This window comes from Leptospira kmetyi serovar Malaysia str. Bejo-Iso9, from assembly GCF_000243735.2.
Taxonomy (GTDB): domain Bacteria; phylum Spirochaetota; class Leptospiria; order Leptospirales; family Leptospiraceae; genus Leptospira; species Leptospira kmetyi.
Window position 1 is genome coordinate 22,525 of sequence record NZ_AHMP02000003.1, and the last position, 25,790, is coordinate 48,314.

Sequence of the window (25,790 nt, forward strand, 5' to 3'; positions counted from 1 at the left end):
ACAAAAAGGAAATTCGCAGTCATGATGAAAGAAATAAATTTCGCACTTCAAAGTTCGACGGGAGCCAGACAATTCTCCAAGTCGGAATTTACGATTCGTAATATGCCCGATCGTCTTCATCCTCTTTCTGATTTGGAAAGTGTGAACTCAGGCGCGAGAAATATCGCCAAGGTCGGAGTCAACACGGACGATCAAGCCGTTCGACGCGGTTACCTGATCGACTTAAACGCGTAAGTCGCTTAACAAAAGCCTTCGCAAAATTCGAAACGCAGTATCCGCTTTCGCGCAAAAAAAACCGGGTCCTCGGTTATCCAATCGAATGATTGATAAACCGAGGTTCTTCTCTTGAACTACCAACGCCTTGAAAAAATAGGAACTATTTCCAGTTACATCGCCCTGGTACAAATGGCGCTTCTCATCCTTTCTATATATATCCCGGGTCTGAAAGGCGGTTGGCTTGAAAAATACGCACTCCCCATGTTGGGGCTTTCTTTTATATTTTTCGGAAGTCTTTTTTTATCCACGACCTTGGGAATCAATCTGATCCGTTCGGGAGAATTAGAAATATCGCATATTTTCGTTTCTACTCCGGTTCCGAAACCCATCGCAAGGCTGATCGGATGCGGTTTTCTTTTGATGGGTTCCATCGGGGTTCTTTTGGGATCGATCCTTTTGCCCTTTTATACGATCAACTTCTTCCTTGGAAATCTATAACCCGAAGAGCGGAACCGTTCTTCTTCCACGATTGAAAAAAGACGAGTCGACGAAGTCGATTTCAAAAAAATCGGAAGGCAAAGCCGCGTTTTAAAACGTTAAACCGTTTCGATTCCCGCGAGAAGTTTGCGTTTGAGACCGGTAAATTCCTTCAGAACCGCACCCAAAAAAAGATTTTTCTTTCTGGTTTCGTCTAACGTGTCTTTGTGGCGGAGAATATAAATTTCGGTTTTGCGAACGAGATAATTCAAGTCTTCCCAGGTTTGAATCTCGTTTCTAAATCGGGAAAGAACGAACTCGTACGATTCTTCCCGAATGGACGGATTCGAAAAAATCTCGAGAATGGTTTGGATTTTCTGTAAAAGATCGGAGCGAAAGTTTTCCGCGTCTTTTTTCGAAATCTCGAACCGTTCCTCGTTCTTCCAAGCGCCGAATTCTTTCCAGTAATAACCGTGATCCGGAAATTCGGAAAGAATTCGATCCGCCTTTTCCAAGGAAACGTTTTCGCAATTTTCGATTTTGGCTCCGCGAGAATTTACGTTGTAAACGGGGAAGTCCAGAGTTTTAAACGATTCTTCGAACCAATGTCTGTATAAATCCAAAACGTAATCGGTGAGGACTTCTCCGCCGCCGGCGGAAGGAACAAAACGAGTGTCCCGTTTGCGGATGATCATCTCGTTGATCTTTTCGAGGCTTTGCGTTCTTTTTAGAAGAGTCAGCCATTTTTCGTTGTGATGGGTCCCCGTGGAATGGATTTCCCTTCCCGAATACGCAAGATCTTGACCGACTAAAAAGATCGGTTTGCAACCGAGATTGCGAAGCAGATCGAACGCGGTCGTCGCGACGCTTCCGCCCGATTGAATGTCACCGATCGGACCTAAAAGTTTTTCGGCGGTGGTCGAACCCGCGGTCACTTCGCGCTTCAATTCTCCGCTCGCTTCGACCACGTATTTTGCGGTCAAAGAATGAACCACCTTCGTAAATTTTTGCGATCTTAAAATCGAGGGAGAACTTACCAAGTCCGCAAACAAGGGCACGTTAGACGATTCCGCGCCCATAAAATGAAAGAAAGAATGAGTCTGCGCGTCGAGAGTGATGACCCCGTCCGGAACGATTCCGAATTTCAAAAGCGCTTTCAAAGAAGTATCGCAGGAGAATAAAAACACTTTGTCGCGGATCTTTCGAATCCACTCGCACTGACTCCGAAGCGAAGGTCCGGCGGACACGAGCATCGCGGGAGTGTTCGCAAATTTTTCTTTTAAAAATTCTACGCGAGTGCGCGGATTTTTGGAATCGGGAAAGTTCGCCGCGTTTACGAACGTATTGCGGACCCAAATTCTTTCGAACTCGAACTTGGTCAAAAGATCGCTCATCTTCGAGGAAAGAATTTTCCGAATCTTGATTTCCAATTCTCCGTAATACGCTTCGTTGAGAGAAGTGCTCGCGGCGTTTCTAAAAATTCGAATTCCGGAAACTCTTTCTACGGGAAGAGATTCCAAATAATTCCAAAGAAGATTGAGAGCGGAATGTCCCAAAAACAAATGTCTTCCAGGAACGTCCATTACGGGTTCCAAAACTCCGTCCCAAAGAGGGAAAAGAAGTTCGGGATGTTCGTCCACTAAGAGAAGAATTTGTCCAGGCTCCAAATTTTTATGAACTTCGAAGATGAGATGCGGATTTCCGAGACCGATCACCGCGACCAAATCCGTCGCGGAAATTTTTTGTGTCTGAAGAATTCTCTGCGCCTGCGTGCGGGGGGCGACCGCGCTGGAAAGGGCGCGACCGTTGAGTTCCAAAAACCATTCTTCCGGATTTTTTGCGGGCTTCAGAGCGAAGACAAGATTGGGATCTTCGGGTCTTTGGAAATAGAGGGATAAGTACGGCTTTTTCCCGAATATTTCTCTTGTCTTTTCAGAGAGATTGTGAGACATAATAACCCAGGTGCATTCTAATCCCTGCCCAAATCTGGTCAATTGGAAACATCTTTCCGGAACAATCGGAAACGAAAAACACAAAAACTATGTATTTAAAAAGTCTGAATATTGTTGGATTCAAAACGTTCGCGGACGAGACGGAAATTCTTCTCGATCCCGGATTTACCGCCGTTGTAGGACCGAATGGTAGCGGTAAGTCGAATATCGTAGACGCAGTTAAATGGGTCTTCGGTGAAAAGTCCGCGAAGGGTCTTCGCGGCGACAAGATGGACGACGTGATCTTTCACGGCTCCGAGGCTCGCAAGCCCGCGGGTTACGCGGAAGTTTCCGTGATCTTCGATAATTCTTCCCGGCTCATCAAGATGGATTATCCAACCGTCAAGATGACTCGTCGTCTTTATATGGACGGCAACAACGAATACTGCATCAACGATTCTCGCGTTCAAAGAAAGGACGTGGAAAAACTTCTGATGGATACGGGAATCGGTAAGTCTTCTTATTCGATCATGGAACAGGGAAAGGTGGATCGTATTCTTCATTCCAAACCGGAAGAAAGAAGACTGATCTTTGAAGAAGCCGCCGGGATTTCCAGATTCAAATTGGAACGTCAGGAAGCTCTCAAACGTCTGGACGATACGAAACAAAATCTTCTCCGCATCCAAGACATCATGAACTCCATGAAAAAAGAAATGGAAGTCAAGGAGAAACAAGCCGAGAAAGCCGAAGCTTATTTCAAACTCAAGGCGGAGTTGGACGAAACCGACAAAATCATACGTTATCTGAAATTCTCCACTCTCACCAAAAAACTCAAAGCCTCCGAAGAGGAACTGCAAGGGATCAAGGATAAGAATCAAACCTTACTCGATACGATCAGCGAAGAAACCGGACGAATCGAAATATTAGAAAAAGATAAATCGGAAATCGAAAAACGCGTTTCCGAAATCGACAAAAAATTATACGATCATCTTTCCCAGACGAAAATCCAAAAAGAGAAGATCGAAAAAAACAAACAGATCATTCTCGAATACGAGGAAAGAATCTCCGAGATGACGGAAACTCTGAACGGGGAAGAATCTTCCTTGAGTTTGCTCGTCATCGACTTGGAAAGAATTCAGAAGGAAGTTTCGGAACTCGAAGGTGAGATCGAACTTCTTCAGGAAGAAATTCAAAAGCTGAAGGATTCCAAACTCGTTCTCGAAAAACAAATCGAAGACGAGAACGCGGCCGTTTTGGAAAAAGAATCCAAGATCGCTTCCAACGATAAGGCGCACAACGAACTCCGCGAAAAACTCAAAGAAGTCATCTTCGAACTCATCAGCCAACTCGAATCCAGAAAGAAAGAAGCGATCGACACGGAAAACCGCAGAAAGGAACTGAAAGAATTCCTTCTTTCCAAAATGTCCGAATACGCACGCGAGATCGCGGATCTGCGCGCCAACTTGGATCTTTCCGAAAAATCGAAAATCGCAAGCGTTCTCGAAACGCTGCATCTCGGCGAGGTTCAATCCAAACTCGAGGAGTTCGTTCATCTCGAGGATATGATCCGCAATATTCTTTTCGATCGGGACGGATTCTTATCCAGAAAGGAAACCTTGGATCAACAGATCGAAGACCTCATCTTGGATAACGAAAATCTTACGAGAAGCATCAAGGATTCCGGTTTAAGAATCGAATCCCTTCGCGAAAGTCTCGAAGCAAACAAAGAACAAACCGTCTTCTTGGAAAAAAAAGTTTTGGAACTCGGTTCCGAAAGAAATTCCCGAATCGAAGCGGGTAAGGCGATCGGTCTTCGCAAAGAAGAAATCGAAAAAAGAATTCAAAACGCGAAGGATTCCATCCAAAACGTCATTTCCAAAAAACAGGAATTCGAACGCGAAGTTTCCGAACTCGAACAACAGATCGAATCGAGTTACAACGAATTCTTGGATATGAGCCGCGCGCTTGAATCCGAAAAGGAATCGTTGCGGAACATTCTGAAAGAGATTCAAAATCTAAAACACGACATTCAAAAGAATCAGGACGATTTTAAAAATCTGATTCCTGTTTTGACGGAAAAAGAAAGAACCGTTTCGGGTTTGAAGGTTCAGATCGATTCTTTCACGGAAGAACTTTACAACGACTATTCGATTTCCGAACAGGAACTCGTTGTCGAGTTTCAGAACCGCAATCTCGAAAGAACCAAGGAAGAAGTGAAACTGAAACGGCTCAAGTCCGATATTCAGATGCTCGGTTCGATCAATCCTCTTTCCATCGAAGAATACAGAAGCGTTAAGGAAATTTACGAACACCATCGTGTTCAAAAGGAAGACATCGAAAAATCCAAAGCGGACGTCGAAGACGTTCTCAGCCGGATCAACGAAGAATCGGAAAAATTATTCCGCGAAACCTTTGAAAAGATCCGCGAGAATTTTCAGGAAACCTTTTCCACTTTGTTCAACGGCGGCCGTGCGATGCTCGAGTTGACCGAAAGCGAAGACAGTTTAAACGCCGGTATCGAAATTATGGCGGAACCTCCCGGTAAACACGTTCAGAACTTGCGTCTTTTGTCGGGCGGTGAAAAGTCCATGACTGCGATCGCTTTGTTGTTTGCGATTTATATGGTTAAACCTTCTCCGTTCTGCTTTTTGGACGAGATCGACGCGGCCTTGGACGAAGCGAACAAACTTCGTTTCTGTCAGATCCTGGATAAGTTTAAGGATAAGTCGCAGTTCATCGTGATTACGCACGCGCAATCGACCATCAATCGAGCAAATTCTCTGTTCGGTGTTACGAACGAAGAACCCGGGATTTCGAGAATTCTTTCCTTGAAGTTGGACGAAGCGACTCGGGTCGCCGAAAAAGTTACGGAAGCGGCGGTTTAAGTCGTTCGGTTGTCGTTGGTTCTCAGTTGTCGGTTGTTTTTGTTTCGCGACGACGCGATGTTTGCCCGGTTTATTCTCGATAGTGATGTAGTATATCTTCCGCGGTTAAGAATCGAATCGGGTTTGGTGTAAATTCGAGCGTTTTTGTAATGCGGTTTTGGACAAGATCTAAGTTCCAGAGATAGCTGTAAGAATCTTGGAAGGTGGGAGATCCTACATTTACTTTTTCATCGATAGAATCTCCGACGCCGGATTCATCGAGCCAAATCATATAGTTCACTAAAAAACAGCGTGAAACTCCGTGCGCGGCGGCAATCACACCTAAAATCGCCCAAACTCCGGAATCAATTCTCAGATTCTGACGAACCAGTTTCCCCATGTTTCTCTGATATAAAGTTTTCTGCGCGTTTTGATTGATTCTTCTTTTAGAAATCAAAAACTTTTGGTATCTCCGCAAAAGAGGAAGAATTCTTTTCGGAAGCTGTTTCCGTTTTTCCGGCGTTAAACGCCGGAGATAACTTTCCGGGAAAAGAATCGTTTCCACGCTCGAACGTCCGGAGTGGTTTGGAACCAGAGCCGATTGAATTCTTTGATCGATATCGAGATAAATCGTCGCCATATCCGATACGGTTCCGAGAACATTCGCCGCGTTCGGGTTCCCGTTCGAAATTCTAACAAAAAAAGAAAACCAGTCGAACACGCGGGAAGGATCTTGACGGCGGGAGGATTCCTGAAGATTTCTACAGAAGAATGTTCTCATCTCCCGACAAGAATTCGGATCCTCTTATCATCGCCGGAAAAACGTTTCAATCCAGACTCTTTCTTGGAACCGGAAAATTCTCGTCCGGACAAATCATGCAAGAAGCGATCGAAGCTTCCGAAACGGAAGTGGTCACGGTCGCTCTTCGAAGAGTCGATCTCGAATCACCCGAAGACGATATTTTAAATCATATCGATCGAAAAAAAATTCTTCTTTTGGCGAACACAAGCGGGGCGAGAAACGCGGAAGAGGCGATTCGTCTCGCAAGATTCGCACGCGAACTCGGTGCGGGCGATTGGTTGAAGTTGGAAGTGACTCCCGATCCGGTGTATCTTCTTCCCGATCCGATTGAAACCTTAAAGGCCGCCGAGGTTCTTGTGAAGGAAGGATTCAAGGTTCTTCCCTATATCAACGCCGACCCGATTCTTTGCAAACATCTTGAAGAAGCGGGATGTGCGACCGTGATGCCTCTCGGTTCTCCGATCGGTTCCAATCTCGGAATCCGCACGAAAGCGAATCTGGAAATCATCATCGCTCAATCGAAAATTCCGGTCGTCGTCGACGCGGGACTCGGTTTGCCTTCTCACGCCGCGGAAGCCATGGAACTCGGAGCGGACGCGGTCCTCGTCAATACGGCGATCGCAATCGCAAAAAACCCGGCCGAAGTCGCAAGGGCGTTTCGACTCGCGACTATCGCCGGAAGATTGGCGAGACTCCACGGAGGAAGCGGCGTAAAATCGAAATTGGAAGCGTCCGCATCCAGTCCTCTCACGGGTTTTTTGAACGAAGAGGAAAGAAATGTATTCCGAGATTTTTGAAGGAGTTTCGTTTCAAGACGCTGTCAGGATCGTTCATTCGAAAACGAAAAACGAAGTCGAAACCGCACTTCATAAATCGGCGTCCGGACTTCCTCTTGCATTCGAAGATTATGTTTCTCTCATATCCCCTTCCGCGTCTTCCTATCTCGAACGGATGGCGCACCTTTCCAAGGAAATCAAAAAGGAAAGATTCGGAAACACGATCCAACTCTACATGCCCTTGTATCTTTCCAACGAATGCAGATCCTCTTGTCTTTACTGCGGATTCAGTTACGAGAATAAGATTCCCCGTAAAACGTTAAACGAAGAGGAGATTCGACGTGAGGCTTCCGTTCTCAAAGAAAAGGGAATCCGACATCTCGTCGTATTGACCGGAGAGGATTATAGCAAAACGAATCTAGAATACATCGGCAACGCGGTCCGCATTCTGAGAGAAAGTTTCGATTCTGTCGCGATCGAAATCTATCCCTTGGATGTGGAACCGTATCAAACCATGATCGAATCCGGAACCTCGGCGCTTGTGGTTTATCAGGAAACATACGACCCGGAAGTCTACGCAGAAAATCATTACCGAGGAATCAAAAAGAATATGCGTTACAGACTCGACGCGCCCGATCGGGGAGGTCGTGCGGGTTTTAGAACCATCGGACTCGGGGCGCTTCTCGGACTTTCCGATCCTCTCGGAGAATTATACAAACTCGGAGAACATGCAAAATATCTAATGAAAGAATACTGGAGAACCTCTTTCCAGATTTCTCTTCCGAGGATGCGGCCTGCGGCCGGCGATTTTCAGAAGATCGTTCCCGTAAGCGACAAGGAATTCGTACAATATCTGTTCGCGCTTCGGATTTCGTTTCCGGACGTAGGGCTTGTTCTTTCCACAAGAGAATCGAAAACGTTGCGAAACAATCTCGCGACCCTCGGAATTACGCACATGTCCGTGGAATCCAAAACGGAGCCGGGAGGTTATTCCGATTCGGGAGCGCTCAAACAATTCGAGATCGAAGACAACCGACCGATTCCAGAGCTTGTTTCCGTTTTGAAAAACCTGGGACTTGATCCGGTCTTTAAGGATTTTGATCGCGCACTTCTGCGTTAGAAACGCTCGCTCGCTCGTTAGAGAGTTCGCCTGGCCTGCGGCCAGGCTGGAAGTTTCCACTCGCTCCGCCTCTAAACATAAAAAAAGAGCAACGGTTCTCGTTGCTCTTTCGGATTCGAAATCGACTTTCGTCGTTCGAAGGAAACTCGTCTAAACTTATTTTTTAGTCGCGTTGTAAGTGTTTACGATACAATCGTTAAACGGTTTACACTGAGACTTGTGATTTTCAAAACAAGCCGCAACCGCAGCGGTGTGTTTCTTGCAGGAATTTAAACAACCCGCCTTCACCTTGGTCTTTTCGTCCGCGCTGAGTTTTCTCGGAGCGTTTTGTTCCACACAACCGAAGTAAAAACCGCAGATTTCATTACAAGCCGCAGATTGAGCCGACACGGAGCCGGTCAGAATCAGGAAAGAAAGAATCAATAGAAAGAGATGTTTCAACGTCTTCTCCTTTGAAACGATTAGCGACGCAGGGATTCGAACCCCGGACCTGCGGATTATGATTCCGTTGCTCTAACCAGCTGAGCTACGTCGCCGCTTTGTTTGGACCCGATAAAATCGGTTCCAGTGCTATTTTTTTCAGGGGAATTGCCCTGTCAAGGTTTCCTTACGTGTTAGGACTTCCAGATTTCGATCAGAATTTTCCACGCGGAAGAGGAAGAATTTTCCTCCATTTTTTTCGTCGTCAGTTCCTTTCTTTCTTTCCAAAGATTTAAAACCGAGTTTGAAATTTCGGACTGCAATGATTTCCATTCTTCTCGGGAAGAATCGTCCCAAGAAGTCGCGGAGGAAGAATCCTGAACCGTTTTCAAACGATTCAAAAGTTCCGGAATTTCGAACTCTTCCAATTCTTCGATTCGATTTTTTAAAGTCGATTCGAGAACGTCTTTGGAAACCTCGTATTCGTTTTGAAGCAGAGAATGATAAAAGGATTCTTCCTCGTCTGCATGACGCGAAACTCTGGAAGCGAATCTATGTTCGGTCAAATCCCTCCAAGATTCGTTTTTTGAAAATCTCGGGAAAGAATTCGGAAACGAATCCTGAGTCTTCGTTTCCGGCGACGAACCTTCCCGATTTTCCAAAGCGTCCAAAAGCGAAGAATGTAAAATCAAAAACAAAAACGAAGCGCTGAGCCAAGGAGAAACCGCGATCTCCAAAGAGGAAACGTTTCCGTTCTTATCTTTTTTATAGACGGGAGAATTTTCCTCGTCCATCCCGGAAAGAATCGAACCGGAACGCGCAAACCAAACCGAAAGAAAATCCCCGCAACGGGAAAGATCGATTCTTAGTTTACAAAAATTGAATTCGATTTTTTCGGAGATCGAAGAAAGAAGATAAATCGCAAAAAGACTTTGAGTTCCGTTTAATTTCGGTGTGATTAAAAAGAATTCTCCCTGTTTCTCCGAAATTTTTTCCACAAAACTTCCGGGGATCGGAAGCTCCAAAATTTTCTCCAAGTCGATCGGCGCCGCGGAAAGAATTTGAAACTCGAGTTGGAAGAGGGAAGTTTCGAAACCCTTTTTCGTTTTGTGAAAGAATTCGTTTTTTATTTTTTCTTCGATCGAAACGATCTTGGATGAAATCGTTTTCGTCTCCGAGGCAAAAGGGAAGTAAAGGGATTCTCCCCAAACATACGCAGGGAAGAATTTGGACGGAACTCCTGCCGAGCCGAGACCGGACGATTCCGTAAGAACGGAGATGGAACGGGATGAGGATTCTTCCGAGCCGGAAAGTTCGAACTCTTCAAAAAGAGAATCCGGGAATGTGATTCGATACTTTGCGTTCTGTTCTTCGGCCCATACTTTCAGTTGGGCAAAAAATTCTTTCAGAGCGGATTCGCTCGGGTTCGATTCTTCAAAAAGGGAAGAGAACGTTTCTCGGTCCAGTCTTCGCTTCAATTCCGCTTCGGTAAGAAAATGAATTTGTCTCATCGGTTTCTCAATCGCTGAATAATATTTATGCAGAATGTAAATTCTCGGTACTGGAGTTGTACGAAATTTAAGCTAGTTGCCAATCCGATTGGAAAAAAGATAAAATCTGCAACCGCAGTGTATTTTAGGGCTTGCCTGCCTTTCAAGGAATTTTACTTTGATTCCGGATTCGTTCCGAATTCGGAGAAGAAAAGAGCGTCTGTTTCTTTTTTTCGGAAATCATAGGATTTCAACCCAATGGTACGATACTTGCATCGTATTTACAGACGCACGCTACGCGTGAATTAGAGATTAGTTATTAATACTCGAAGACAAATAGGAGAATAGAATGTCCAGAACAGCTAGTGAAGTTATCGCATACGCCAAGGCGAATAACGTTCTTTTCTACGATTTCCGTTTTACGGATATCAAAGGAGCATGGCACCACGTATCTTATCACACGGTCGCCATCACTGAAGATTCCTTCAAAGGTTTACCGTTTGACGGAAGTTCCATCCCAGCTTGGCAACCGATCGACAGATCCGATATGCAATTGATTCCGGATACCGATGCGATTTTCTTAGACCCTTTCACTGCGGATCCGACTCTTGTTGTTTTCTGTGACGTATTCGACATCTACAAAGGCGCTCTCTACGAAAAATGTCCTCGTTCCATCGCGAAAAAAGCTCTGAAGTATCTCGAGTCTTCCGGACTTGCGGACACGGCTTATTTCGGTCCTGAAAACGAATTCTTTATCTTTGACAACATCAAAGTAAGAGACGCGATCAACGTTCAATACTATGAAATCGATTCTTCGGAAGGGATCTGGAATTCTCACACGGATTTCCCGGGCTCCACAAACACCGGTCACCGTCCCGGAACCAAAGGCGGTTACTTTCCGGTAGCTCCTGTGGATTCTCAAGTGGATTTAAGAGCCGCGATCGTTAAGACTCTTCACCAGATCGGAATGGAAACTTTTGTGGTTCACCACGAGGTTGCGCAAGGTCAAGGTGAGATCGGCGTTAAGTTCGGAACTCTGATTGAAGCTGCGGACAACGTTCAAAAATTAAAATATGTCGTGAAGATGGTTGCTCATAACTACGGTAAAACCGCTACGTTTATGCCGAAGCCTCTTTACGGTGACAACGGAAACGGTATGCACTGCCACCAATCCATCTGGAAAAACGGCGTGAACCTTTTCGCGGGTAAAGGATATCAAAACCTGAGCGACACCGCTATGAATTACATCGGTGGAGTTCTTTCTCACGCAAAAGCTTGTGCAGCTTTCACAAACGCTTCCACAAACTCTTACAAGAGACTTCTTCCCGGTTTCGAAGCTCCTTCGATCTTAGCGTATTCCGCGCAGAACCGTTCCGCTTCTTGCCGTATTCCTTTCGTGAACGGAGACAAAGCAAGAAGAGTTGAGTTCCGTTTCCCTGATTCTTCCGCGAACCCTTATCTCGCTTTCGCAGCGATGTTGATGGCGGGTATCGACGGAGTTCAAAAGAAAATCGATCCGGGTCCGCCTCGGGAAGAAGATCTTTTCGAACTTTCTTTGGATGAAATCCGTGAAAAAGGAATTCAGCAGATGCCTCACACTTTGAGAGAAGCCGTGGAGCACATGCTCGTCGACAGAGAATTCCTCAAAAAAGGCGACGTGTTCACCGAAGACTTTATCCAAACTTACAAAGCGTATAAGTTTGAAACTGAAATTTGGCCTTGGGAAGGAAGACCTCACCCGTTCGAATTTCTTACGACTTATTCCTGCTAATCGAATGGGGCGTCGTCGCAGATACGGCGCCGGTTTGAATCGGATGAAAGCCCGGGTTTTTACTCGGGCTTTTTTGTTTTTTTGGGGGAGAGAGGGAAGATGTAAGTGACATGCGATCCGCAGAGAACTAGTCGCTTTACGTAGATCCTCCTACAACTTTTTCGTAAAATCGCCCCCACCCGAGTTAGGGTGGAGGTGGCGGGCCTTGTGGGAGAAAATCGCCGGATTTTTCTCTATCAGAAAAACTTTATAATTTCAATAAGAATTTTGATCGTAGGAACTCCCACCATTCTCCGTAGTAAAGTGATCGTGCGCGGACCCGCGGGTTGCGGTGAATTTTACTGTTCCAAAAGCGGTTTGTTCGCGTCGGGATGTTTTGCTAAGTATTCTTTGACGGTGTTTCGTTTCTTTTCCAAACGGGAAAGATGATCGTCTATGATCTTTCCGAAATCCAGCTTCCCCGTAATGATCTCGTAACGTTCCGTTTCCATCGTACCCAGATCCAGATCGGAATCGATCTCCGAAGAACGATCCGCGTATCTCTGCGCCTCTTTCCAATAGGGAATCGCTTCCTTATAAAATCCGTCCGCGACCTCGAAGGAACGATTTAGGTCGTATGCAAAATCCAGATTGTAAAAGTAAAGATGTCGCTTATCAAATTGGGACGCGATTCTCATATAGGAACGCATGATCTGAAGATTGATATGCATAAAAAGAAGGTTGCGATATTTGTAATATTCGTCCTCGTCCTGGATCGGGCAAAGGGCGTTCTTAGGATGGCGGAAACGTTTCCTGAGTCCGATCTTTAGAAAATAAATATCCCTTCTGAGTTCGTTTTCCCTATAGTGAAGTTTGAGACCGTAGAGTTGATAATAATCCTCGAGGAATTTCGGTTCCCATTTGTGGAGTTTGTAGGGAACCCAATCCGAGAATTTCGTATAAGGACCGTTCTTCTCGTATTCGTAATTGTAATCCAGATCGATCTCTGCGGAAACCGGGCCGGTCTCCGCGTGCAAAAGTATCCCTAAAAGGATACAGCCGATCAGTGTGAGAATTCTTATCCGCATTCAGAATGATTTTCGGCAATTCCGTCCAATTGCGTAAGGGAGAATCCCCTAAATTCGGACGATCGACCGGGATTCTGCGCCCTTCGGCGCTCCACTTTCCTTAAAAAAAGAATCTTTTGAAATCGCTTCCAGTCTAAACTACGAGTTCGGGAACCGGCTGATCGGGAATCGGGTTGACCCCTGATTTTTTAACAAAAGCATTGTTCTCGGAACGAAGTTCCTATTTTCTTTGGTCAATGGATCGTGTTATTTAGAGCCGTTCAGAACAATTTCAACAAAGGCCGTTTTGGCGTATGGATTCTTCTTTCTTTTTTGGGTTTGAATCTTTCCCTTTCCGCCGAAACGTTATCCGGTTCTTGGTTTTCCGAAATTCAAAAATCCGTAAGCGAAGGGGTTTCCAGCGGAGCCTTCGATTGGACGACAGGTTTCGTTCTCATCACGGGCGGAATACTTGCGAGTCTTTTACCCTGTGTTTATCCTTTGTATCCGATCACGGTCGGAATCGTAAGAGCGAGAGGAGAGGGTTCTCCTAAAATTCTCCATCCTGCGATTTATTATCTCGGTTTGGTGGCCGTCTACGCCTCGTTCGGATTGATCGCCGGTTTTTCAGGCGGAGCGTTTAACGTGATTCTCCGTTATCCGATCGTAAATTTCGGACTTTCCATTCTTATCTTTTTATTGGCCCTCGCTTCTCTCGATCTCATTCATCTTCCTTTTTTCCAATCCAAAGAAGTCAGAACGGCGCAAGGTTGCGGCGGAACCTTTCTTTTGGGAATGGGCGCCGGACTTCTTTCTTCTCCTTGCGTCGGACCGGTTGTGGTCGCGATTCTTTTGCAGATCACCGCGGGTTCGGGTGCGATCACGGTCGGCTCCGTGCTTCTCGCTTCCTTTAAGATGTTTTTATTCGGAGTGGGTTTGGGTTTTCCGTTTTTGATGATCGGAGTTTTCGGTTTGAGTCTGCCAAAGTCCGGCAAATGGATGCGTTGGATTCAATGGGCGCTCGGAGTTTTCGTATTATATTTTTCTTATACGTATTTTCAGAAGTCCCTTTCGGGCTGGGGAATCTCCGATTCTTCGATTCCTTGGGCGGCTTTCGGAATTCTGTTTCTGATTCTTTGTTTGTATTTTTTTCTTCCGGAAGAATGGAACCGTTACGTAAGAATGCAAAAGGCTTTGTTTCTCGGCGGAGTCGTTTTGTCCGCGACGGCGCTTGTGATTCTTCTGGCTCCGAACGTTGGCGGCGTTCATTCTTCTTCGGCCGCGGAAACCGAAACGAAAGGAAATCTTTCCTGGTTTAGAACTCCCAGCAAGGCCTACACGGAAGGTCAGGACACGGGCAAAAAAGTTTTTATCGATTTTTATGCGGATTGGTGCACGAACTGCAAGGCTTTCGAGGACCTCACTCAAAACGACTCCGCTTTGAACGAGGCTTTGAAAGGTGCGGTCCTTTTAAAGGTCAAGGATCACGATCCGATCTTCGAGACCTACGCGAGAGATCCGCGTTTCGAAGAACTCAAGATCGGTCTTCCTTTTTTTGTGATCCTCGACGCGGAAGGAAATCTTCTTTATAAGAATACGGATTATCAGGATACAGCCACGATGGTCCGCATTCTTAAACAATGATTTTCTAATATTCTTCCCGGTGCCGTTTGACGATTCGTTCGACGGTTCGGTTCTTCCCTTTTTAGATCTTCGTTTTTTAGTTTAAGCTACGGAACTTGAAGTTTCTTTTTCCCAAAGTCTTCCCTTGACCAAAAAGAAAACTCCGATCAGAATGATCGCAATGGAAACCCATTGCGATTGGGAAAAACCGTGCCAGTAATACTGATTTAAGAAAGCTGGATTCTGCTCCGCGTTCGGAATGTTTACGATCGAAGGAGGATCGATAAACGGAAATACCGCCTTGTTGACTCTTAGAAATTCCACCATCAGTCTCGCAAAACCGTGAAGAACCAGATACTGAGCGCCGATGGAGAACTTTTTAAAGTTCTGATCCTTAGCCCAATATTGAAAGTAAAGAAAGAATAAAAACGAAACGATGGATTCGATGAGGGGAGTGTTCCAGACGGGAACACCGGAAGGATGAGCGCCGTGATAATCGAAAACCAAAAGAGGAATTCTCATGTCGGTCGCAAAACCGTAACAACCGTCTCCGGAAACCCAACAACCCAATCTTCCGATCGCATAACCGATCGCCATACTCGGAACCGCTGCGTCGAGATACGAAGGGATGTCGCGGTTGAAATACTTCATATAAAGAACGATAAAAAGAATTCCGAAAAGAAATCCTCCGTAGAAGACAAGACCGCTTCCCGAAAACAGATTGTCCCAAAGAGCCATTCTTCCGGGAAAACCGTACCAATGTGTGAGCGGATATAGATACTTTCCGTCGAACCCGGGAGTTTCCACAAAGATCTGATCCCAGATCTCGAAGACGAAAAAGATTTTCGCGCCGACGAGAGTTCCGAGGATTCCCAAAAGAAGAAGCCAATCGGAATCTTCCGGCACAAGTCCTCTTCGTTTTAATTCTTTAGGAAGAAGATAAGAAGCGGCTAAAAAACCCAACATCATCAGGATGCTGAAAGTGGACGGTCCGTCCCAGTTGAAGAATTGTTTGAGAAACGGCACTGGAATTCTATCGATCATAGTGTAACCAATTCTCTCGATCGGAGGAAGGAAGCAACCCATTATCCTTTTTTTAGAAAAGACAAAGCGAGTTTCAAGATTCGAAAATGAGAATTCTTTTTAAAGAAATCAAGGAACGATCGAAACGATGTCGAGGTCGTCTATTCTCGTTTATTCGATGTTGATAAACTCGGCCGGATCCAAAGGTGGATCTTGTCCGATATGAACCTCGTAGTGAACGTGAGGTCCGGTCGCTTTTCCGGTGGAACCCACGAGCCCGATGAGATCCCCGCGTTTTACGATTTGATTTTTTTCCACGAGAATCTGAGAGCAGTGACCGTAGACGGTAAAGATTCCGTTCAAGTGATTGATTTTTATATTCTTCCCTAAGCCGCCCGAAGATTGACCGGACTCGACAACGATTCCGGGAGCGGTCGCGTAGATCGGAGTTCCTTCCGAAGAAGCGAAGTCCACACCGGAGTGATGTTCTCCCAAGACCACAAGTCCGAACGGATCGACCCTTCCTCCGAACGTGGAGGAAACGAAACCGACTCCGGGTTTGAGCGGACGACCTCGGGGAAGGGCGTAGAGAATGGACTCTCGTTCTTCCAGATAATCGAACGCGTTTTCAAACGCCTGACGAATCCGAAAGAGTTCTATGTTCTGCGCCGCAAAACCTTCGACCGTGTTTTTATAAAGTTCGAGGTTGGTTTCGGAATCTGGAATTTCCTTTTTCAGACGAAACTCGGGGATCACTTCGTAGGTAAGAATTCTTTTCCAAGGAACCTCGTCCCAGGCCACGAGATTGAGCTGTTCCGTCTTTCTTTCCAAACCGCGGATTTCCTTTTTCGCGTCCTGGAGAAGCATATCATAGTAAAGATATTGACTGACGTTTTCGTCGCTTTTCTGAAACAGATCCTCGTCGGGCCGATAGAAAAAATTCAGGTAAGAAAGAAACACAAAAGCCAAGGTGAGAATCAATCCGGAGAGAATCCCCAGGAACCAGGCCATAAAGACGTTGAGTTCGATTCTGATCACGTTCTCGTGGCTGTGCGGAACGAGCAAAAAGGAGATCTTTTTCGATCCGGCTTCTTTGAACTTTTTGAACCAGTTTTTGAACTTGAGAATTCGGACCTGCAGACGCTCGGAATGAGTCAATTTGAGATCGTACTTTGCAGGGCTTGTCATAGATTTTTACTTGCAGGTAGGGGGATCGACGGGATTATAGACCCATTCTTTATATGAAATTCCTGTCCAATCTGTTCAAGAAAAAAATAGGATCAGTTGAGGATATTCTCTCTCACCCGGACGGCAAACGCTACTACCGGGATGCCCACCTGATCCGCAAAAACATGATAGATGAGGACGCGGTCAAAATCATCCATAGGCTGAATAAATTCGGCTTCAAGGCTTATATTGTCGGAGGAGGAGTGCGCGATCTCCTTCTCGGAAGAAAGCCGAAAGACTTCGACGTTGTAACTAACGCGACCCCGAATCAGATCAAAAAGATCTTTAATAACTGCCGTATCATCGGAAGAAGATTCAAAATTGTGCATATACTTTTCCGCGGAAAAGTGATCGAAGTCAGCACCTTTCGTTCCCTGCCTGATTACAGACTTGGGAAAGCCGTGGAAGATCAAGATTACCTCATCAAGAGAGACAACAAGTTCGGCACGCCTCAAGAAGACGCCGCACGCAGAGACTTCACGATCAATTCCTTATATTATGACGTAAGAAACGATTCCATCATAGACTACGTCGGCGGTTTTGAAGACATACAGAACAAGGTTCTGCGTGTGATCGGAGATCCGGATATTTCCTTTCGCGAGGATCCGGTCAGAATGTTGCGCGCCGTTAAGTTCGCCGAGATTCTCGGACTGAACATCGAGAAGACCACCGCGAAAGCGATCCGCAAACACAAGATCGAATTGGAAAAAGCTTCCAGCTCAAGAATGTTGGAAGAATACAATAAGATCTTCCGTACGTGGAAAACATCTTTGATCTTTCAAGGAATGGCGGAACACGGACTTCTCGAAGTGCTTTTTAAAGAAGCGTTTGAAAAGGAAAGAAAGAAGAATTCCAGTTTCGGAGATAAATTCCTCGAAACCAATATCGGAAAACGTCTCGCGATCGCGGACAAACTTCTGACGGAAAGAGAGGAGATGACTCCTCATATTTTCTATTCTTTGATCTTTTCGGATCTCGCTTCGGACGCATTACAAAAAGAGAATATGAATTTGGTCCCCGCGATCAAAAACAGTCTCGAACCGATTTTCAAACGACTCGAAACCCCTAAGAAGGATAAGGATCGTTTGATTAAGATTTTCGCGAGTCAGCAAAGATTCTTGAGCACCGAAGACGAAAAATCGTCTCAGAATAATTTCTTCCGTATGAAGGATTATTTCTACGACGCGTTTATGGTTTTTAAAATCGGAGCGATCGCCGAAAACGACGAACAATCGATTCAGAGCGCGTTCTTCTGGGAAATTTCCGTGCGAAAAAGACCGATCCCCGTTAAGAAATTCAACGGCGGCGGTGGTGGAGCCGGAGGCGGCGGAGGCCAACCACAAGGCGGCCAACGACAAAATAAAAACCGCAATAAGAATTCCCGAAATCGAAATCGGGAAGAAGGCGGTTCAGGTCAGCAACGCGGAGGCGGCGATCCGAGGAACAGAAGGGAAGGAAATCAGAATTCTTCCGGTTCTTCCGAATCTCCAAACCAAGGCCGCGGATCCAACGAAAATTATGGAGACGCTCGTTCCGGTGAAACTGAAAATCCCGGGAACGAATGAAAAAGAACCGCGATTTCTCAATCCAAGCGGAAACGAAAAACCGATCCTTGTGATCGGTTTTTTTTATTCAATTCCCCGATTCCTGAAAGTAGTTCACGACGAACTGAAGAGAAGTTTTGGATCGGAACGTGGATTCTTCCAAAGAACCCCAAAGATCCAAACTTCTCGTTTTACTGAGCAAATCCAAAAAGTCTTTCCCCCGGTTCCAGATCAGACACTGGATCGATTCCGGCGCGCCTAAGATTCTAAAACGAACGTGTTTTCCGTCGGTCATCGGTTTGGTATGATAGACCTTCGCGTTTTTGATCGAATACAAGGGAACCGGATTCTCATGCCCGAAGGGTTCGAAGATCGAAAGTTCCTGAAAGATTTTTGCGTTCAATTCTTCCGGCTGAAGGCTGATGAGACTCGGCGTTTGATCGAGGGAAGATTGTTTTTGTTCTTCTTCCAGCCAAGAATCCGCGTGTTCGAAGATCACCTTTGCGAGCTCGGGAATCTTATCGATCTCGAGAGAAAAACCTCCGGCTTCCTTGTGACCTCCGAATTGAAAAAAGAGAGGCGCCGCTTTTTTGAGAAGGTTCAAAACGTTTTCTTTTCCGTAAGAACGAATGCTGCCCTTTGCGTGACCGTGATCGGGTGTGATGAAGATCACCGGTCTTTTGTATTCTTCCACGAGTCTTGTCGCTACGATTCCGGAAACTCCCGGTTCGAAGTCGGGTTCGTAGCAGAAAAGAACCGCTTTTTCCGTTCTTTCCTTTTTGCGTTTTAAGAAGCCGTCGACCTTGAAAAGATTTCTTTTGGTTCTTTCCCTTCTTTCCTCGTTGAGTTTTTGAAGTTCTTTGGCTCCGGCTTGCGCGCGTTCGGGATTTTCTTCCAGGAGTAAATTTAATGCGACTTCGGTTGCGTTCATTCTTCCCGCGGAGTTGATCATAGGACCGAGTCCCCAACCCAAGTCTTTGGAAGTGACGTGTTTGTCCGCGAGTTCGACGAGTTGTAAAAGTTGGAAAAGTCCTTCCCTATGTTTGGTTTCTTTGCGGTAGAGTTTGAAAAGAATCTTACAGCCTTCCCGTACGACGATTCTGTTTTCTCCGTAGAGGGGCATCATATCAGAAACCGTTCCGATCGCGGCGAGATCGAAGTTCTGAAGATATTGTTCGTGGATCGCGGGGTATTTTAGAAATTCATGATAGAACCATTCTCTTTCGGGATAAGAGGATTTGAACGAAAACGTTTCGTCGACGACGGGCAGAGCGAATTTGGATTCCGCTTCCTGTCGGTCCCCCTGAAAAAGAAGTTTGCCGCGGTATATTAGAAAACCTGAAAATAGAGAATTCCCGTCCGGAATCCAAGTCGCGCGGTTGTATTCTTCCAAAGAGGAATACAGATACGCTTGAATGAACTTCATCGCCAAAACCGAAGTGCAGATCTTTTCGTTCGGGTATTGCGAATCCTGTCGTTTCGGAGATACGAGATAACAATCCGGAATTCGTTCCGGGATTTCGTGGTGATCGAGAACGATCACTTTGATTCCGAGAGATGCGAGTTCGTCGATCTGAACGTGATTGGTCGTTCCGAAGTCGAGCGTGATGAGAAGATCGGGTTTGTGTTTTTTTACGAAGTCAAGTGCGGCGGGACAAAGTCCGTAGTCTTCTTCGTTCGAGGTTTTGAGGATCAACTCTCCCTTGTGAATTTTTTTTAAGAAGGCTCCGAGTAAACTCGTGGAGGAAACCCCGTCGCAGTCCCGATCTCCGAAGAGAAGAATTTTCTTTTCCGCGCGAACGTATTCTTTTAAAAGTTCCAAGGCCGGTTCGAGATCCGGCAATAAAAACGGAGACGGTAGTTCTCTCAGTCCGTGATAGAGAAGATGTTCCGGATGGGATTTTTCCCGAAGATGTGTTTCGTAAAATCGATGTTGAAGCGGACTGAGATGTTGACGGAACCCGGAAGGATGTAATTCCTTTAAACCCGGGCCGTGTGAAAAAGGGGAGAGTTTGGGCATTCTTACATAGCGCTGTTTCCGCTAAATCTCGCTCCGGATTCGATTTCCAAGTCGGGTGTGCGGATATCGCCGATTACTTTGCCTGTTTTGCGAATGGATACTTTTTCGTTCGCGGAAACGTTTCCTTTCAGATTTCCTTCCACTTCCAAGGTTCCGGTTTGGATGTCCGCTTCCACTTCTCCGGTGTCTCCGACCACGAGTTTTCCTGTGGTTTCGATCGTTCCTTTGAAGTTGCCCTTGATTTTCAGGGAATTGCTGAATTTCAGTTTTCCGCGGAAATGAATATCGTCTCCGATGATTGTATCGATGTGTTCGTCGCTCATTCTGGCTCCAAGTTTTAAGGTCGGAGAGGCAGTTTCAAATGTTTTTTTCGGGAGAATGCGGGGCTTGGCCGGAATTCTCGGGTGCATTTGTAGTGCGCGGTGGGTTTGTATGAGTTCCTACATTTGGGGAGAACGAGGGACTTGATCGTGATTTGTGCGGCTTTGTATGAGTTCCTACATTTTGAAGAATGGAGGTTTGATCGTGACTTGTGCGGCTTTGTATGAATTCCTACAAAGAATTCAGATCTTCCGGACTTCCGTACCAAACGTTGAGATCTACAGGACCGGAAATTCCCGGCAAACGCGCCCTGCTGTGATACTGCCAAAAAATCCATCTTTGATCCGAAAACGTATTCGGATGTTTGAATATATCGCGGATCCAAACGCCATGATCCTGAAAATCTTCGCCTATGTATCGATCGATGAACTCATACGTAAGATAAAGAATCGTTTTTTTACCGTAGTAAGAATCGACCCGATTTAAAAAATCTCGGATTTCCTGGGAAACGTTTTCGATCGAGGGTCTTTCTTTACAATTACCGACAAATTCCAAATCGACGACGGGAGGTAGAGAATCGGCTTCCTTGGGAACGGTGGAGATAAAATTCTCGGCTTGTTCTTTTCCGGATTTGCAAAGGGTAAAGAAGTGATAAGCTCCGACGGAAAAGCCGTTCGCTTTTGCCAGTTTCCAGTTATAGGTAAAGGATTTGTCTTGGAAATCTCCGCCTTCGCTCGCTTTGATAAAAACGAAAGAAACTTCCGACTTCGGAACGTTTGTCCAGTCGATTCTTCCCTGATGATTGGAAACGTCGATTCCTCGGATCGGATATTGGGAACGGGAAGGCGAAACGAACCAGATCCAACCCTGGTCCAAAGCCTCATACAATCCAAGGCCGCTCAAAAAGAGTAAAAGTAAGAATAGAAAAGCGAAGAATTTTTTGGATTTCATGACGGCCCGTTTTTTGTATGAGATCCTACATTTTAGAAAAAACTTTACCGAACCCGTGTGAGTTCCTACATTTTAAGAAAGAATGGAACCTGACAACGCCACGCGATATTGTATGAGTTCCTACAATTTCGTAAAAATCAGAATCAGCTCCCAACATTCCCAACGGCGCGAACCCGTATGAGTTCCCACACTTTCCGGAATTCTCGATTCTCCCTTAGAACGCCGCGACCAAAATGGTTTCGATCTCGTTCTTCGGAAGCTCCCTCGGAAGAGAATCCAAAAACGGAAACGAAGCCGCAAGATTTGCGATCATAGGAAGATCGATCTTTCTCACCTCGTATTCCGAAAGTCTCTGCGGAATCTTCAATTCGATAAAAATCTTACGAATCCCTTCCACCGCCTTAATCGCGGCCTCGATCACGGAGATATTCGTGATGTCCTCGTCCAAGGCTCTCGCGATCATCACGTATTTACCGGCGGAGGAAGTCAGGTTGTATTCCATGACGTGGGGGAGAAGGATGGACATGGACTGAAAGATATCCAAATTTGTAATATTCGCACTTGCTAATGAAAGCGCGAAACAAAGCCCCAAAGAACTGGAGGACTGGGCGATTCCCGTCAAAAGACTGGCCGCATACAAACCGTTTTTATAGTTGATGTTCTTCGGATCGCGGATGGAAGGAATCAGGTTTTTTTGTAAAAGTTCGATCGCGCGTAACGCGGAAGAGATCGTAAGTTCCGATGAAAACTTGGAAAGAATCGTGTCCACCGCGGCGGCCAAAATTCCCACGCCGACCTTGGAAATGTCTGTGGAACTCATAAAGGAAGAAATCTTCGGATCGGCGATGATCAACTCGGGAAATAAAAGTTCGTGCGAAAAGTATTTCGTAATTCTTTCTTCTCCGAGAAGAATCGTGGAAATGGGAGAACATTCCAAACCGAAAACGGGATGAGTTGGGATCAAAATCAAAGGAAGCGGTTTTTTGAGTTTCGCCTTCCGTTCGCTTAACATTTCTTCGGCGAAGATGTCGTTCGTAACGAGAAGGGCGATGATCTTGGCCATGCTGATCGATTCGTAAGAACCGTAACCGATGATACAATCCGCGTTAGCGATCTTGGCGAAGTAGGCGGCCGTGTCCAATTCTTCCGGAGTCGGCTCCTTGACGATATCGTCGTAGAGAATCACTCCGTCGATATGTTTTTCCAAACTGGTTTTGATGATGGAAAGTTCGTCCATATTCTCCAGCTCCTGTTGAGTGGAGAATATCACGGTTCTCGAGCCTATGTTTTTGACGAAGTTACCCACCTTGTATCCGCAATCGGCTTCAAAGTGGATTTTTGGAGGAAATGTGTAGTTAACCCAATCGGGGAGTATCGGCATCGTCGTCGTCCCCCAGAGTTATCTGGTGAATCGGAATATTTCTAATTTAAATAGAGGTAAAAATCAGTTTATCCGTAACGTTCTTTATTGACCTAACATCGTTTCTGAGATTCTATCCGCGATCGTATTCAAAACGTCGCCGCTCAGATTATCATAGTCTCCGTTTTTCAACTTTTCCTTAACTTCTTTGAGTTTTACGGAACGGTCTTGGTCGTCCGGAGTAGAAAGAATTTTGCGAGTTATAGTTTGAACTTCCGCTTGCAGTCTTGCTTCGGATGCTTTTTGTTTTGCGGTATCGGAAATAGAAACGTTATCAAAAGCTTCTTTTGATTCCGCCTTTTTAACCGGAGCGGTTCTTTTCGGTTCGTACCCGCTTCCACCGATCCCACCGATTTTATCGATAGTCATGATTTGTTACCTCTACTGAATTCTATCGGCCGATCCAAGAGAGCCTTTAAGCATTTTTTTCCGATTCGTATTGATTAAAACCACAAATTCACCCTTGTGGGCAAATTCCTTCGGTTTTCCGGGGAGAATGGGCGAAAAAAGGAGAATTTCCTCGTGAATTTTGGTCATTTCCCGGCCCATCAGATATTCGGAATCGGGGAAAATTTCTTTCACGGCGTCGAGCGTATCTCCGATTCTGTGGACGGATTCGAAGATCATGATCAGTCCTTCGAATTCTTTCCATTCTCCCAATTGATTTCTTTTTTTGCCTTTTTTTTCGGACAAGAATCCAAGAAACAAAAACGGATTGGCCTGCCAACCGGAGATTCCGAGTAACGCGGTCAATGCGCTCGCTCCGGGAACGGGGGAGATTTTAAAACCGGCTTCCCGGATCACTCGGATCAGATGAGAACCCGGATCGGAAACGCCGGGAGTTCCCGCGTCCGAAACAAGCGCGAAGGTTTTCCCCGCTTTCAAATCTTCTAATATACCCGCATAGGGAGTTGGAGATTGATCCCTGTAGAGCGTGGAAGCGGGAGTCGAAATTGCATAGTGCTGTAACAATCTTCTCGAATGTCCCGCGTTCTCGCAAAGAATTCGGTCCGTGTTTTTTAGAATTCGAAGCGCGCGAAAGGTAAGGTCTTCCAAGTTTCCGATCGGTGTGGAGACGACGTAAAGTGTTCCTGGTTCGAGTGGAATTTCGGAGGAGGTTTCTAGAGAAGAGGATTCTTCCTCTAAACTCATAGATTACAGCCCGAAGGTGAAACTCCCGAAGGACAAACACAACCCGTTTCTTCGGCGCCCGCAATCAAACAAGGATTACAAAGCGTTCCTACGGGACAGTTTTGTTTTACGGTAGTATTGCAAGCCGCGTTGTTGCACTCCGATGGATTACAACTCGAACCTACGGGACAAAGATAAGGACGGGAAGAGGAACACATTCTCACCGGCGTGGAAGGGTTCGAAAAGATACCGCTGTTCAAAAGAGCTCTTAACGTGAACGTATAAATCTCGCATTTGATAAACGGAAACACGCCGGGAGGAGGAATCTGATTGAGAACCCGATGCGTTTGCAGTCTCGCGGAACTCGTGGACGCTTCCGATGCGAGATGCGGGAAAGAAGGTTGAACCCCATTCTCCAGATAAACGTTTCCGCCTGCGAGAGTTTCCGCAACCGAAGGCGCCGCGGTCGTGATGTAAAGATTATAACCTACGAATTGCGGCTCCGCGTTGGTAACGAAATACCGGATCAAAAATTCTGGTTTGTAAGAATTCGGTTCGGATACGAAGTCCACGTCCTTCGTTGCGTTGTTCGTGATTCCTTCGTTGACCGCGACCACGCTTAAAAACTGAGGAACTCCGACCGGAGAAATAAATACGAAAGGGGATTGCGCTACGTCCGTGTTCATACCACAACCGAAAAGAATCCAGATCAAGGAAAGGGTGGGAAGAATCGTTGGATGAAGAATTCTAAAAGACATTTTTATCTTGCGTGGGATTCAAATTCTCAAATATTAGAAGACGGATCCGCTATTCAGGATAGAATTTCCTAGTTCGGCGGTCTTACAATCAAAATTTCCAGATTTATTCCGGAGCATTCCAGTGGTCAGCATTCGTAAACTCGTCATTTATTCCGGCATTTCCATCGCACTTGTTGCGCTTGTTTGGATTCTTTTTTCTTCCGAAGATCCGGGCGAAGCGGATCGTAAAAAAAGGGAAGCGGATAGCGTAGCCCTTCTTCTGGGCGGTGGAGGAAGTTCTTCCTCTTCTTCATCGGGATCGTCCGGAGGCAGAACGAACGAATCCATTTTCGATTCTTCCTTTTACAAAGCGGGTAAGGGAGAATACATCGAATCGAATTCGGGAGAAACCAAAGAAGCCGATCCGAACGCGGCCGACGCGGACAACCCGATCAATCCTCAATCCAATAAACCTTATACGAACGAGGAGATGGAACGTTTCAGTCAATTACGGGAACGTTTTCCGAACAATTCTCTCATTCCTAAAAAGTTAAGTCCTTCCGAAAAGGAAGCGAAGAAACAGGAAGAAAATCAAATCGCGGAAGCCGCTCGAAACGTTTATGCGAGAACAGCGACTCCGGTTCAGATCCGTTCTTATTACAATCATATGGAAAAACAAACCCAGGATAGAATGGACATCATCAACTATCTCGTGGATTTGCAAAAAGGTTCCGGCGAAGAAGAAACCGAAAAGAAACTTCAGAACATCCAGGATTCCATCAAAAACCAACTCCAGCAAGTTCAACGCGATAAGGAGAATGCGTTTAAACAAGCCGGGTTGTAAGATCGGTTCGACCGTTTCCGTAATCCGCAAGGGATC

The 25,790-nt window shown here is 45.8% G+C and carries 23 protein-coding genes and 1 tRNA gene; 9 read left to right on the plus strand and 15 right to left on the minus strand.

Annotated features, from left to right (window positions below; genetic code table 11):
- The first annotated feature begins 21 nt into the window (after positions 1-21).
- Positions 22-234: a hypothetical protein gene (locus tag LEP1GSC052_RS02510; RefSeq protein WP_020986002.1), complete on the plus strand. Its 213-nt coding sequence runs from the start codon at positions 22-24 to the stop codon at positions 232-234.
- Positions 235-405: 171 nt separating this feature from the next.
- Positions 406-714, plus strand: a complete 309-nt coding sequence (locus LEP1GSC052_RS02515) for a hypothetical protein (RefSeq protein WP_010574273.1) — start codon at positions 406-408, stop codon at positions 712-714.
- A gap of 98 nt (positions 715-812) precedes the next feature.
- Here LEP1GSC052_RS02515 and LEP1GSC052_RS02520 read toward each other — a convergent pair whose 3' ends face one another.
- On the minus strand, positions 813-2,645 hold the full coding sequence (locus LEP1GSC052_RS02520; RefSeq protein ID WP_010574274.1) for a motility associated factor glycosyltransferase family protein: 1,833 nt from the start codon (positions 2,643-2,645) through the stop codon (positions 813-815).
- Positions 2,646-2,734: 89 nt separating this feature from the next.
- On the opposite strand from LEP1GSC052_RS02520, the gene LEP1GSC052_RS02525 reads away from it, so the two are divergent.
- The gene (locus LEP1GSC052_RS02525) at positions 2,735-5,509 is read left to right on the plus strand and encodes a chromosome segregation SMC family protein (protein ID WP_010574275.1); all 2,775 of its coding nucleotides are present in this window, start codon (positions 2,735-2,737) and stop codon (positions 5,507-5,509) included.
- A gap of 70 nt (positions 5,510-5,579) precedes the next feature.
- On the opposite strand, the gene LEP1GSC052_RS02530 is transcribed toward LEP1GSC052_RS02525, so the two are convergent.
- The gene (locus LEP1GSC052_RS02530) at positions 5,580-6,128 is read right to left on the minus strand and encodes a DUF1564 domain-containing protein (RefSeq protein ID WP_010574276.1); all 549 of its coding nucleotides are present in this window, start codon (positions 6,126-6,128) and stop codon (positions 5,580-5,582) included.
- 131 nt (positions 6,129-6,259) lie between these two features.
- Here LEP1GSC052_RS02530 and LEP1GSC052_RS02535 point away from each other — a divergent pair, with 131 nt between their 5' ends.
- Both LEP1GSC052_RS02535 and thiH read left to right on the plus strand, forming a co-directional pair.
- The gene (locus LEP1GSC052_RS02535) at positions 6,260-7,087 is read left to right on the plus strand and encodes a thiazole synthase (protein ID WP_010574277.1); all 828 of its coding nucleotides are present in this window, start codon (positions 6,260-6,262) and stop codon (positions 7,085-7,087) included.
- A complete protein-coding gene (thiH, locus tag LEP1GSC052_RS02540) occupies positions 7,068-8,186 on the plus strand; it encodes a 2-iminoacetate synthase ThiH (protein WP_010574278.1) in 1,119 nt (372 codons plus the stop codon). Before LEP1GSC052_RS02535 ends, thiH begins: the two co-directional genes overlap by 20 nt.
- Positions 8,187-8,342: 156 nt before the next feature.
- Here thiH and LEP1GSC052_RS02545 read toward each other — a convergent pair whose 3' ends face one another.
- The 3 genes from LEP1GSC052_RS02545 to LEP1GSC052_RS02555 form a co-directional block, all read right to left on the minus strand.
- The gene (locus LEP1GSC052_RS02545; RefSeq protein ID WP_010574279.1) at positions 8,343-8,627 is read right to left on the minus strand and encodes a Cys-rich protein; all 285 of its coding nucleotides are present in this window, start codon (positions 8,625-8,627) and stop codon (positions 8,343-8,345) included.
- 21 nt (positions 8,628-8,648) lie between these two features.
- A tRNA-Met gene (locus LEP1GSC052_RS02550) sits at positions 8,649-8,722 on the minus strand.
- Between the two features lie 78 nt (positions 8,723-8,800).
- Positions 8,801-10,117, minus strand: a complete 1,317-nt coding sequence (locus LEP1GSC052_RS02555; RefSeq protein ID WP_010574280.1) for a hypothetical protein — start codon at positions 10,115-10,117, stop codon at positions 8,801-8,803.
- Between the two features lie 328 nt (positions 10,118-10,445).
- On the opposite strand from LEP1GSC052_RS02555, the gene glnA reads away from it, so the two are divergent.
- Entirely contained in the window at positions 10,446-11,867 is a 1,422-nt protein-coding gene (glnA, locus tag LEP1GSC052_RS02560) for a type I glutamate--ammonia ligase (protein WP_020985826.1), read from the plus strand.
- Between the two features lie 338 nt (positions 11,868-12,205).
- On the opposite strand, the gene LEP1GSC052_RS02565 is transcribed toward glnA, so the two are convergent.
- Positions 12,206-12,934, minus strand: a complete 729-nt coding sequence (locus tag LEP1GSC052_RS02565; RefSeq protein WP_010574281.1) for a hypothetical protein — start codon at positions 12,932-12,934, stop codon at positions 12,206-12,208.
- Between the two features lie 297 nt (positions 12,935-13,231).
- Between LEP1GSC052_RS02565 and LEP1GSC052_RS02570 the strand changes: the two genes are divergently transcribed.
- Positions 13,232-14,557: a protein-disulfide reductase DsbD family protein gene (locus tag LEP1GSC052_RS02570; RefSeq protein WP_040913227.1), complete on the plus strand. Its 1,326-nt coding sequence runs from the start codon at positions 13,232-13,234 to the stop codon at positions 14,555-14,557.
- 81 nt (positions 14,558-14,638) lie between these two features.
- Here the strand turns inward: LEP1GSC052_RS02570 and LEP1GSC052_RS02575 are convergent, their stop codons facing one another.
- Both LEP1GSC052_RS02575 and LEP1GSC052_RS02580 read right to left on the minus strand, forming a co-directional pair.
- Entirely contained in the window at positions 14,639-15,580 is a 942-nt protein-coding gene (locus LEP1GSC052_RS02575) for a prolipoprotein diacylglyceryl transferase (protein WP_010574283.1), read from the minus strand.
- Positions 15,581-15,730: 150 nt separating this feature from the next.
- Positions 15,731-16,747 carry a M23 family metallopeptidase gene (locus LEP1GSC052_RS02580; protein ID WP_010574284.1) on the minus strand — a complete coding sequence of 339 codons (1,017 nt, stop codon included), beginning with the start codon at positions 16,745-16,747 and terminating at the stop codon, positions 15,731-15,733.
- Positions 16,748-16,800: 53 nt separating this feature from the next.
- Here LEP1GSC052_RS02580 and pcnB point away from each other — a divergent pair, with 53 nt between their 5' ends.
- Complete coding sequence (gene pcnB / locus LEP1GSC052_RS02585; RefSeq protein WP_040912783.1) at positions 16,801-18,351, plus strand: polynucleotide adenylyltransferase PcnB; 1,551 nt, start codon at positions 16,801-16,803, stop codon at positions 18,349-18,351.
- A 67-nt stretch (positions 18,352-18,418) separates the two neighbouring features.
- Here pcnB and recJ read toward each other — a convergent pair whose 3' ends face one another.
- The 7 genes from recJ to LEP1GSC052_RS02620 form a co-directional block, all read right to left on the minus strand.
- Positions 18,419-20,350 (minus strand): single-stranded-DNA-specific exonuclease RecJ, encoded by a 1,932-nt coding sequence (gene recJ, locus LEP1GSC052_RS02590; RefSeq protein WP_020986250.1) that lies wholly within the window; start codon positions 20,348-20,350, stop codon positions 18,419-18,421.
- A gap of 2 nt (positions 20,351-20,352) precedes the next feature.
- Positions 20,353-20,673, minus strand: a complete 321-nt coding sequence (locus LEP1GSC052_RS02595) for a bactofilin family protein (RefSeq protein ID WP_010574286.1) — start codon at positions 20,671-20,673, stop codon at positions 20,353-20,355.
- A gap of 229 nt (positions 20,674-20,902) precedes the next feature.
- Positions 20,903-21,622: a glycoside hydrolase family 25 protein gene (locus LEP1GSC052_RS02600; protein ID WP_010574287.1), complete on the minus strand. Its 720-nt coding sequence runs from the start codon at positions 21,620-21,622 to the stop codon at positions 20,903-20,905.
- Between the two features lie 214 nt (positions 21,623-21,836).
- Complete coding sequence (locus LEP1GSC052_RS02605; protein ID WP_040912785.1) at positions 21,837-23,003, minus strand: iron-containing alcohol dehydrogenase; 1,167 nt, start codon at positions 23,001-23,003, stop codon at positions 21,837-21,839.
- An 84-nt stretch (positions 23,004-23,087) separates the two neighbouring features.
- Positions 23,088-23,411 (minus strand): flagellar biosynthesis anti-sigma factor FlgM, encoded by a 324-nt coding sequence (locus LEP1GSC052_RS02610; protein ID WP_010574289.1) that lies wholly within the window; start codon positions 23,409-23,411, stop codon positions 23,088-23,090.
- 12 nt (positions 23,412-23,423) lie between these two features.
- Entirely contained in the window at positions 23,424-24,194 is a 771-nt protein-coding gene (rsmI, locus tag LEP1GSC052_RS02615; protein WP_010574290.1) for a 16S rRNA (cytidine(1402)-2'-O)-methyltransferase, read from the minus strand.
- Positions 24,191-24,931, minus strand: coding sequence for an LIC11073 family putative lipoprotein (locus LEP1GSC052_RS02620; RefSeq protein ID WP_010574291.1), 741 nt, complete (start codon positions 24,929-24,931; stop codon positions 24,191-24,193). Before LEP1GSC052_RS02620 ends, rsmI begins: the two co-directional genes overlap by 4 nt.
- Before the next feature lie 121 nt (positions 24,932-25,052).
- Here LEP1GSC052_RS02620 and LEP1GSC052_RS02625 point away from each other — a divergent pair, with 121 nt between their 5' ends.
- Positions 25,053-25,754 (plus strand): LIC_20245 family lipoprotein, encoded by a 702-nt coding sequence (locus tag LEP1GSC052_RS02625; protein WP_020985974.1) that lies wholly within the window; start codon positions 25,053-25,055, stop codon positions 25,752-25,754.
- Positions 25,755-25,790: the final 36 nt, after the last annotated feature.

Excerpts from the sequence above, each read along its gene's own strand:
- LEP1GSC052_RS02510 (WP_020986002.1), top strand. The coding sequence starts at position 22 with ATGATGAAAGAAATAAATTTCGCACTTCAAAGTTCGACGGGAGCCAGA.
- LEP1GSC052_RS02515 (WP_010574273.1), top strand. The coding sequence starts at position 406 with ATGGCGCTTCTCATCCTTTCTATATATATCCCGGGTCTGAAAGGCGGT.
- LEP1GSC052_RS02520 (WP_010574274.1), bottom strand. The coding sequence starts at position 2,645 with ATGTCTCACAATCTCTCTGAAAAGACAAGAGAAATATTCGGGAAAAAG.
- LEP1GSC052_RS02525 (WP_010574275.1), top strand. The coding sequence starts at position 2,735 with ATGTATTTAAAAAGTCTGAATATTGTTGGATTCAAAACGTTCGCGGAC.
- LEP1GSC052_RS02530 (WP_010574276.1), bottom strand. The coding sequence starts at position 6,128 with ATGGCGACGATTTATCTCGATATCGATCAAAGAATTCAATCGGCTCTG.
- LEP1GSC052_RS02535 (WP_010574277.1), top strand. The coding sequence starts at position 6,260 with ATGTTCTCATCTCCCGACAAGAATTCGGATCCTCTTATCATCGCCGGA.
- thiH (WP_010574278.1), top strand. The coding sequence starts at position 7,068 with ATGTATTCCGAGATTTTTGAAGGAGTTTCGTTTCAAGACGCTGTCAGG.
- LEP1GSC052_RS02555 (WP_010574280.1), bottom strand. The coding sequence starts at position 10,117 with ATGAGACAAATTCATTTTCTTACCGAAGCGGAATTGAAGCGAAGACTG.
- glnA (WP_020985826.1), top strand. The coding sequence starts at position 10,446 with ATGTCCAGAACAGCTAGTGAAGTTATCGCATACGCCAAGGCGAATAAC.
- LEP1GSC052_RS02565 (WP_010574281.1), bottom strand. The coding sequence starts at position 12,934 with ATGCGGATAAGAATTCTCACACTGATCGGCTGTATCCTTTTAGGGATA.
- LEP1GSC052_RS02575 (WP_010574283.1), bottom strand. The coding sequence starts at position 15,580 with ATGATCGATAGAATTCCAGTGCCGTTTCTCAAACAATTCTTCAACTGG.
- LEP1GSC052_RS02580 (WP_010574284.1), bottom strand. The coding sequence starts at position 16,747 with ATGACAAGCCCTGCAAAGTACGATCTCAAATTGACTCATTCCGAGCGT.
- pcnB (WP_040912783.1), top strand. The coding sequence starts at position 16,801 with ATGAAATTCCTGTCCAATCTGTTCAAGAAAAAAATAGGATCAGTTGAG.
- recJ (WP_020986250.1), bottom strand. The coding sequence starts at position 20,350 with ATGCCCAAACTCTCCCCTTTTTCACACGGCCCGGGTTTAAAGGAATTA.
- LEP1GSC052_RS02595 (WP_010574286.1), bottom strand. The coding sequence starts at position 20,673 with ATGAGCGACGAACACATCGATACAATCATCGGAGACGATATTCATTTC.
- LEP1GSC052_RS02600 (WP_010574287.1), bottom strand. The coding sequence starts at position 21,622 with ATGAAATCCAAAAAATTCTTCGCTTTTCTATTCTTACTTTTACTCTTT.
- LEP1GSC052_RS02605 (WP_040912785.1), bottom strand. The coding sequence starts at position 23,003 with ATGCCGATACTCCCCGATTGGGTTAACTACACATTTCCTCCAAAAATC.
- LEP1GSC052_RS02610 (WP_010574289.1), bottom strand. The coding sequence starts at position 23,411 with ATGACTATCGATAAAATCGGTGGGATCGGTGGAAGCGGGTACGAACCG.
- rsmI (WP_010574290.1), bottom strand. The coding sequence starts at position 24,194 with ATGAGTTTAGAGGAAGAATCCTCTTCTCTAGAAACCTCCTCCGAAATT.
- LEP1GSC052_RS02620 (WP_010574291.1), bottom strand. The coding sequence starts at position 24,931 with ATGTCTTTTAGAATTCTTCATCCAACGATTCTTCCCACCCTTTCCTTG.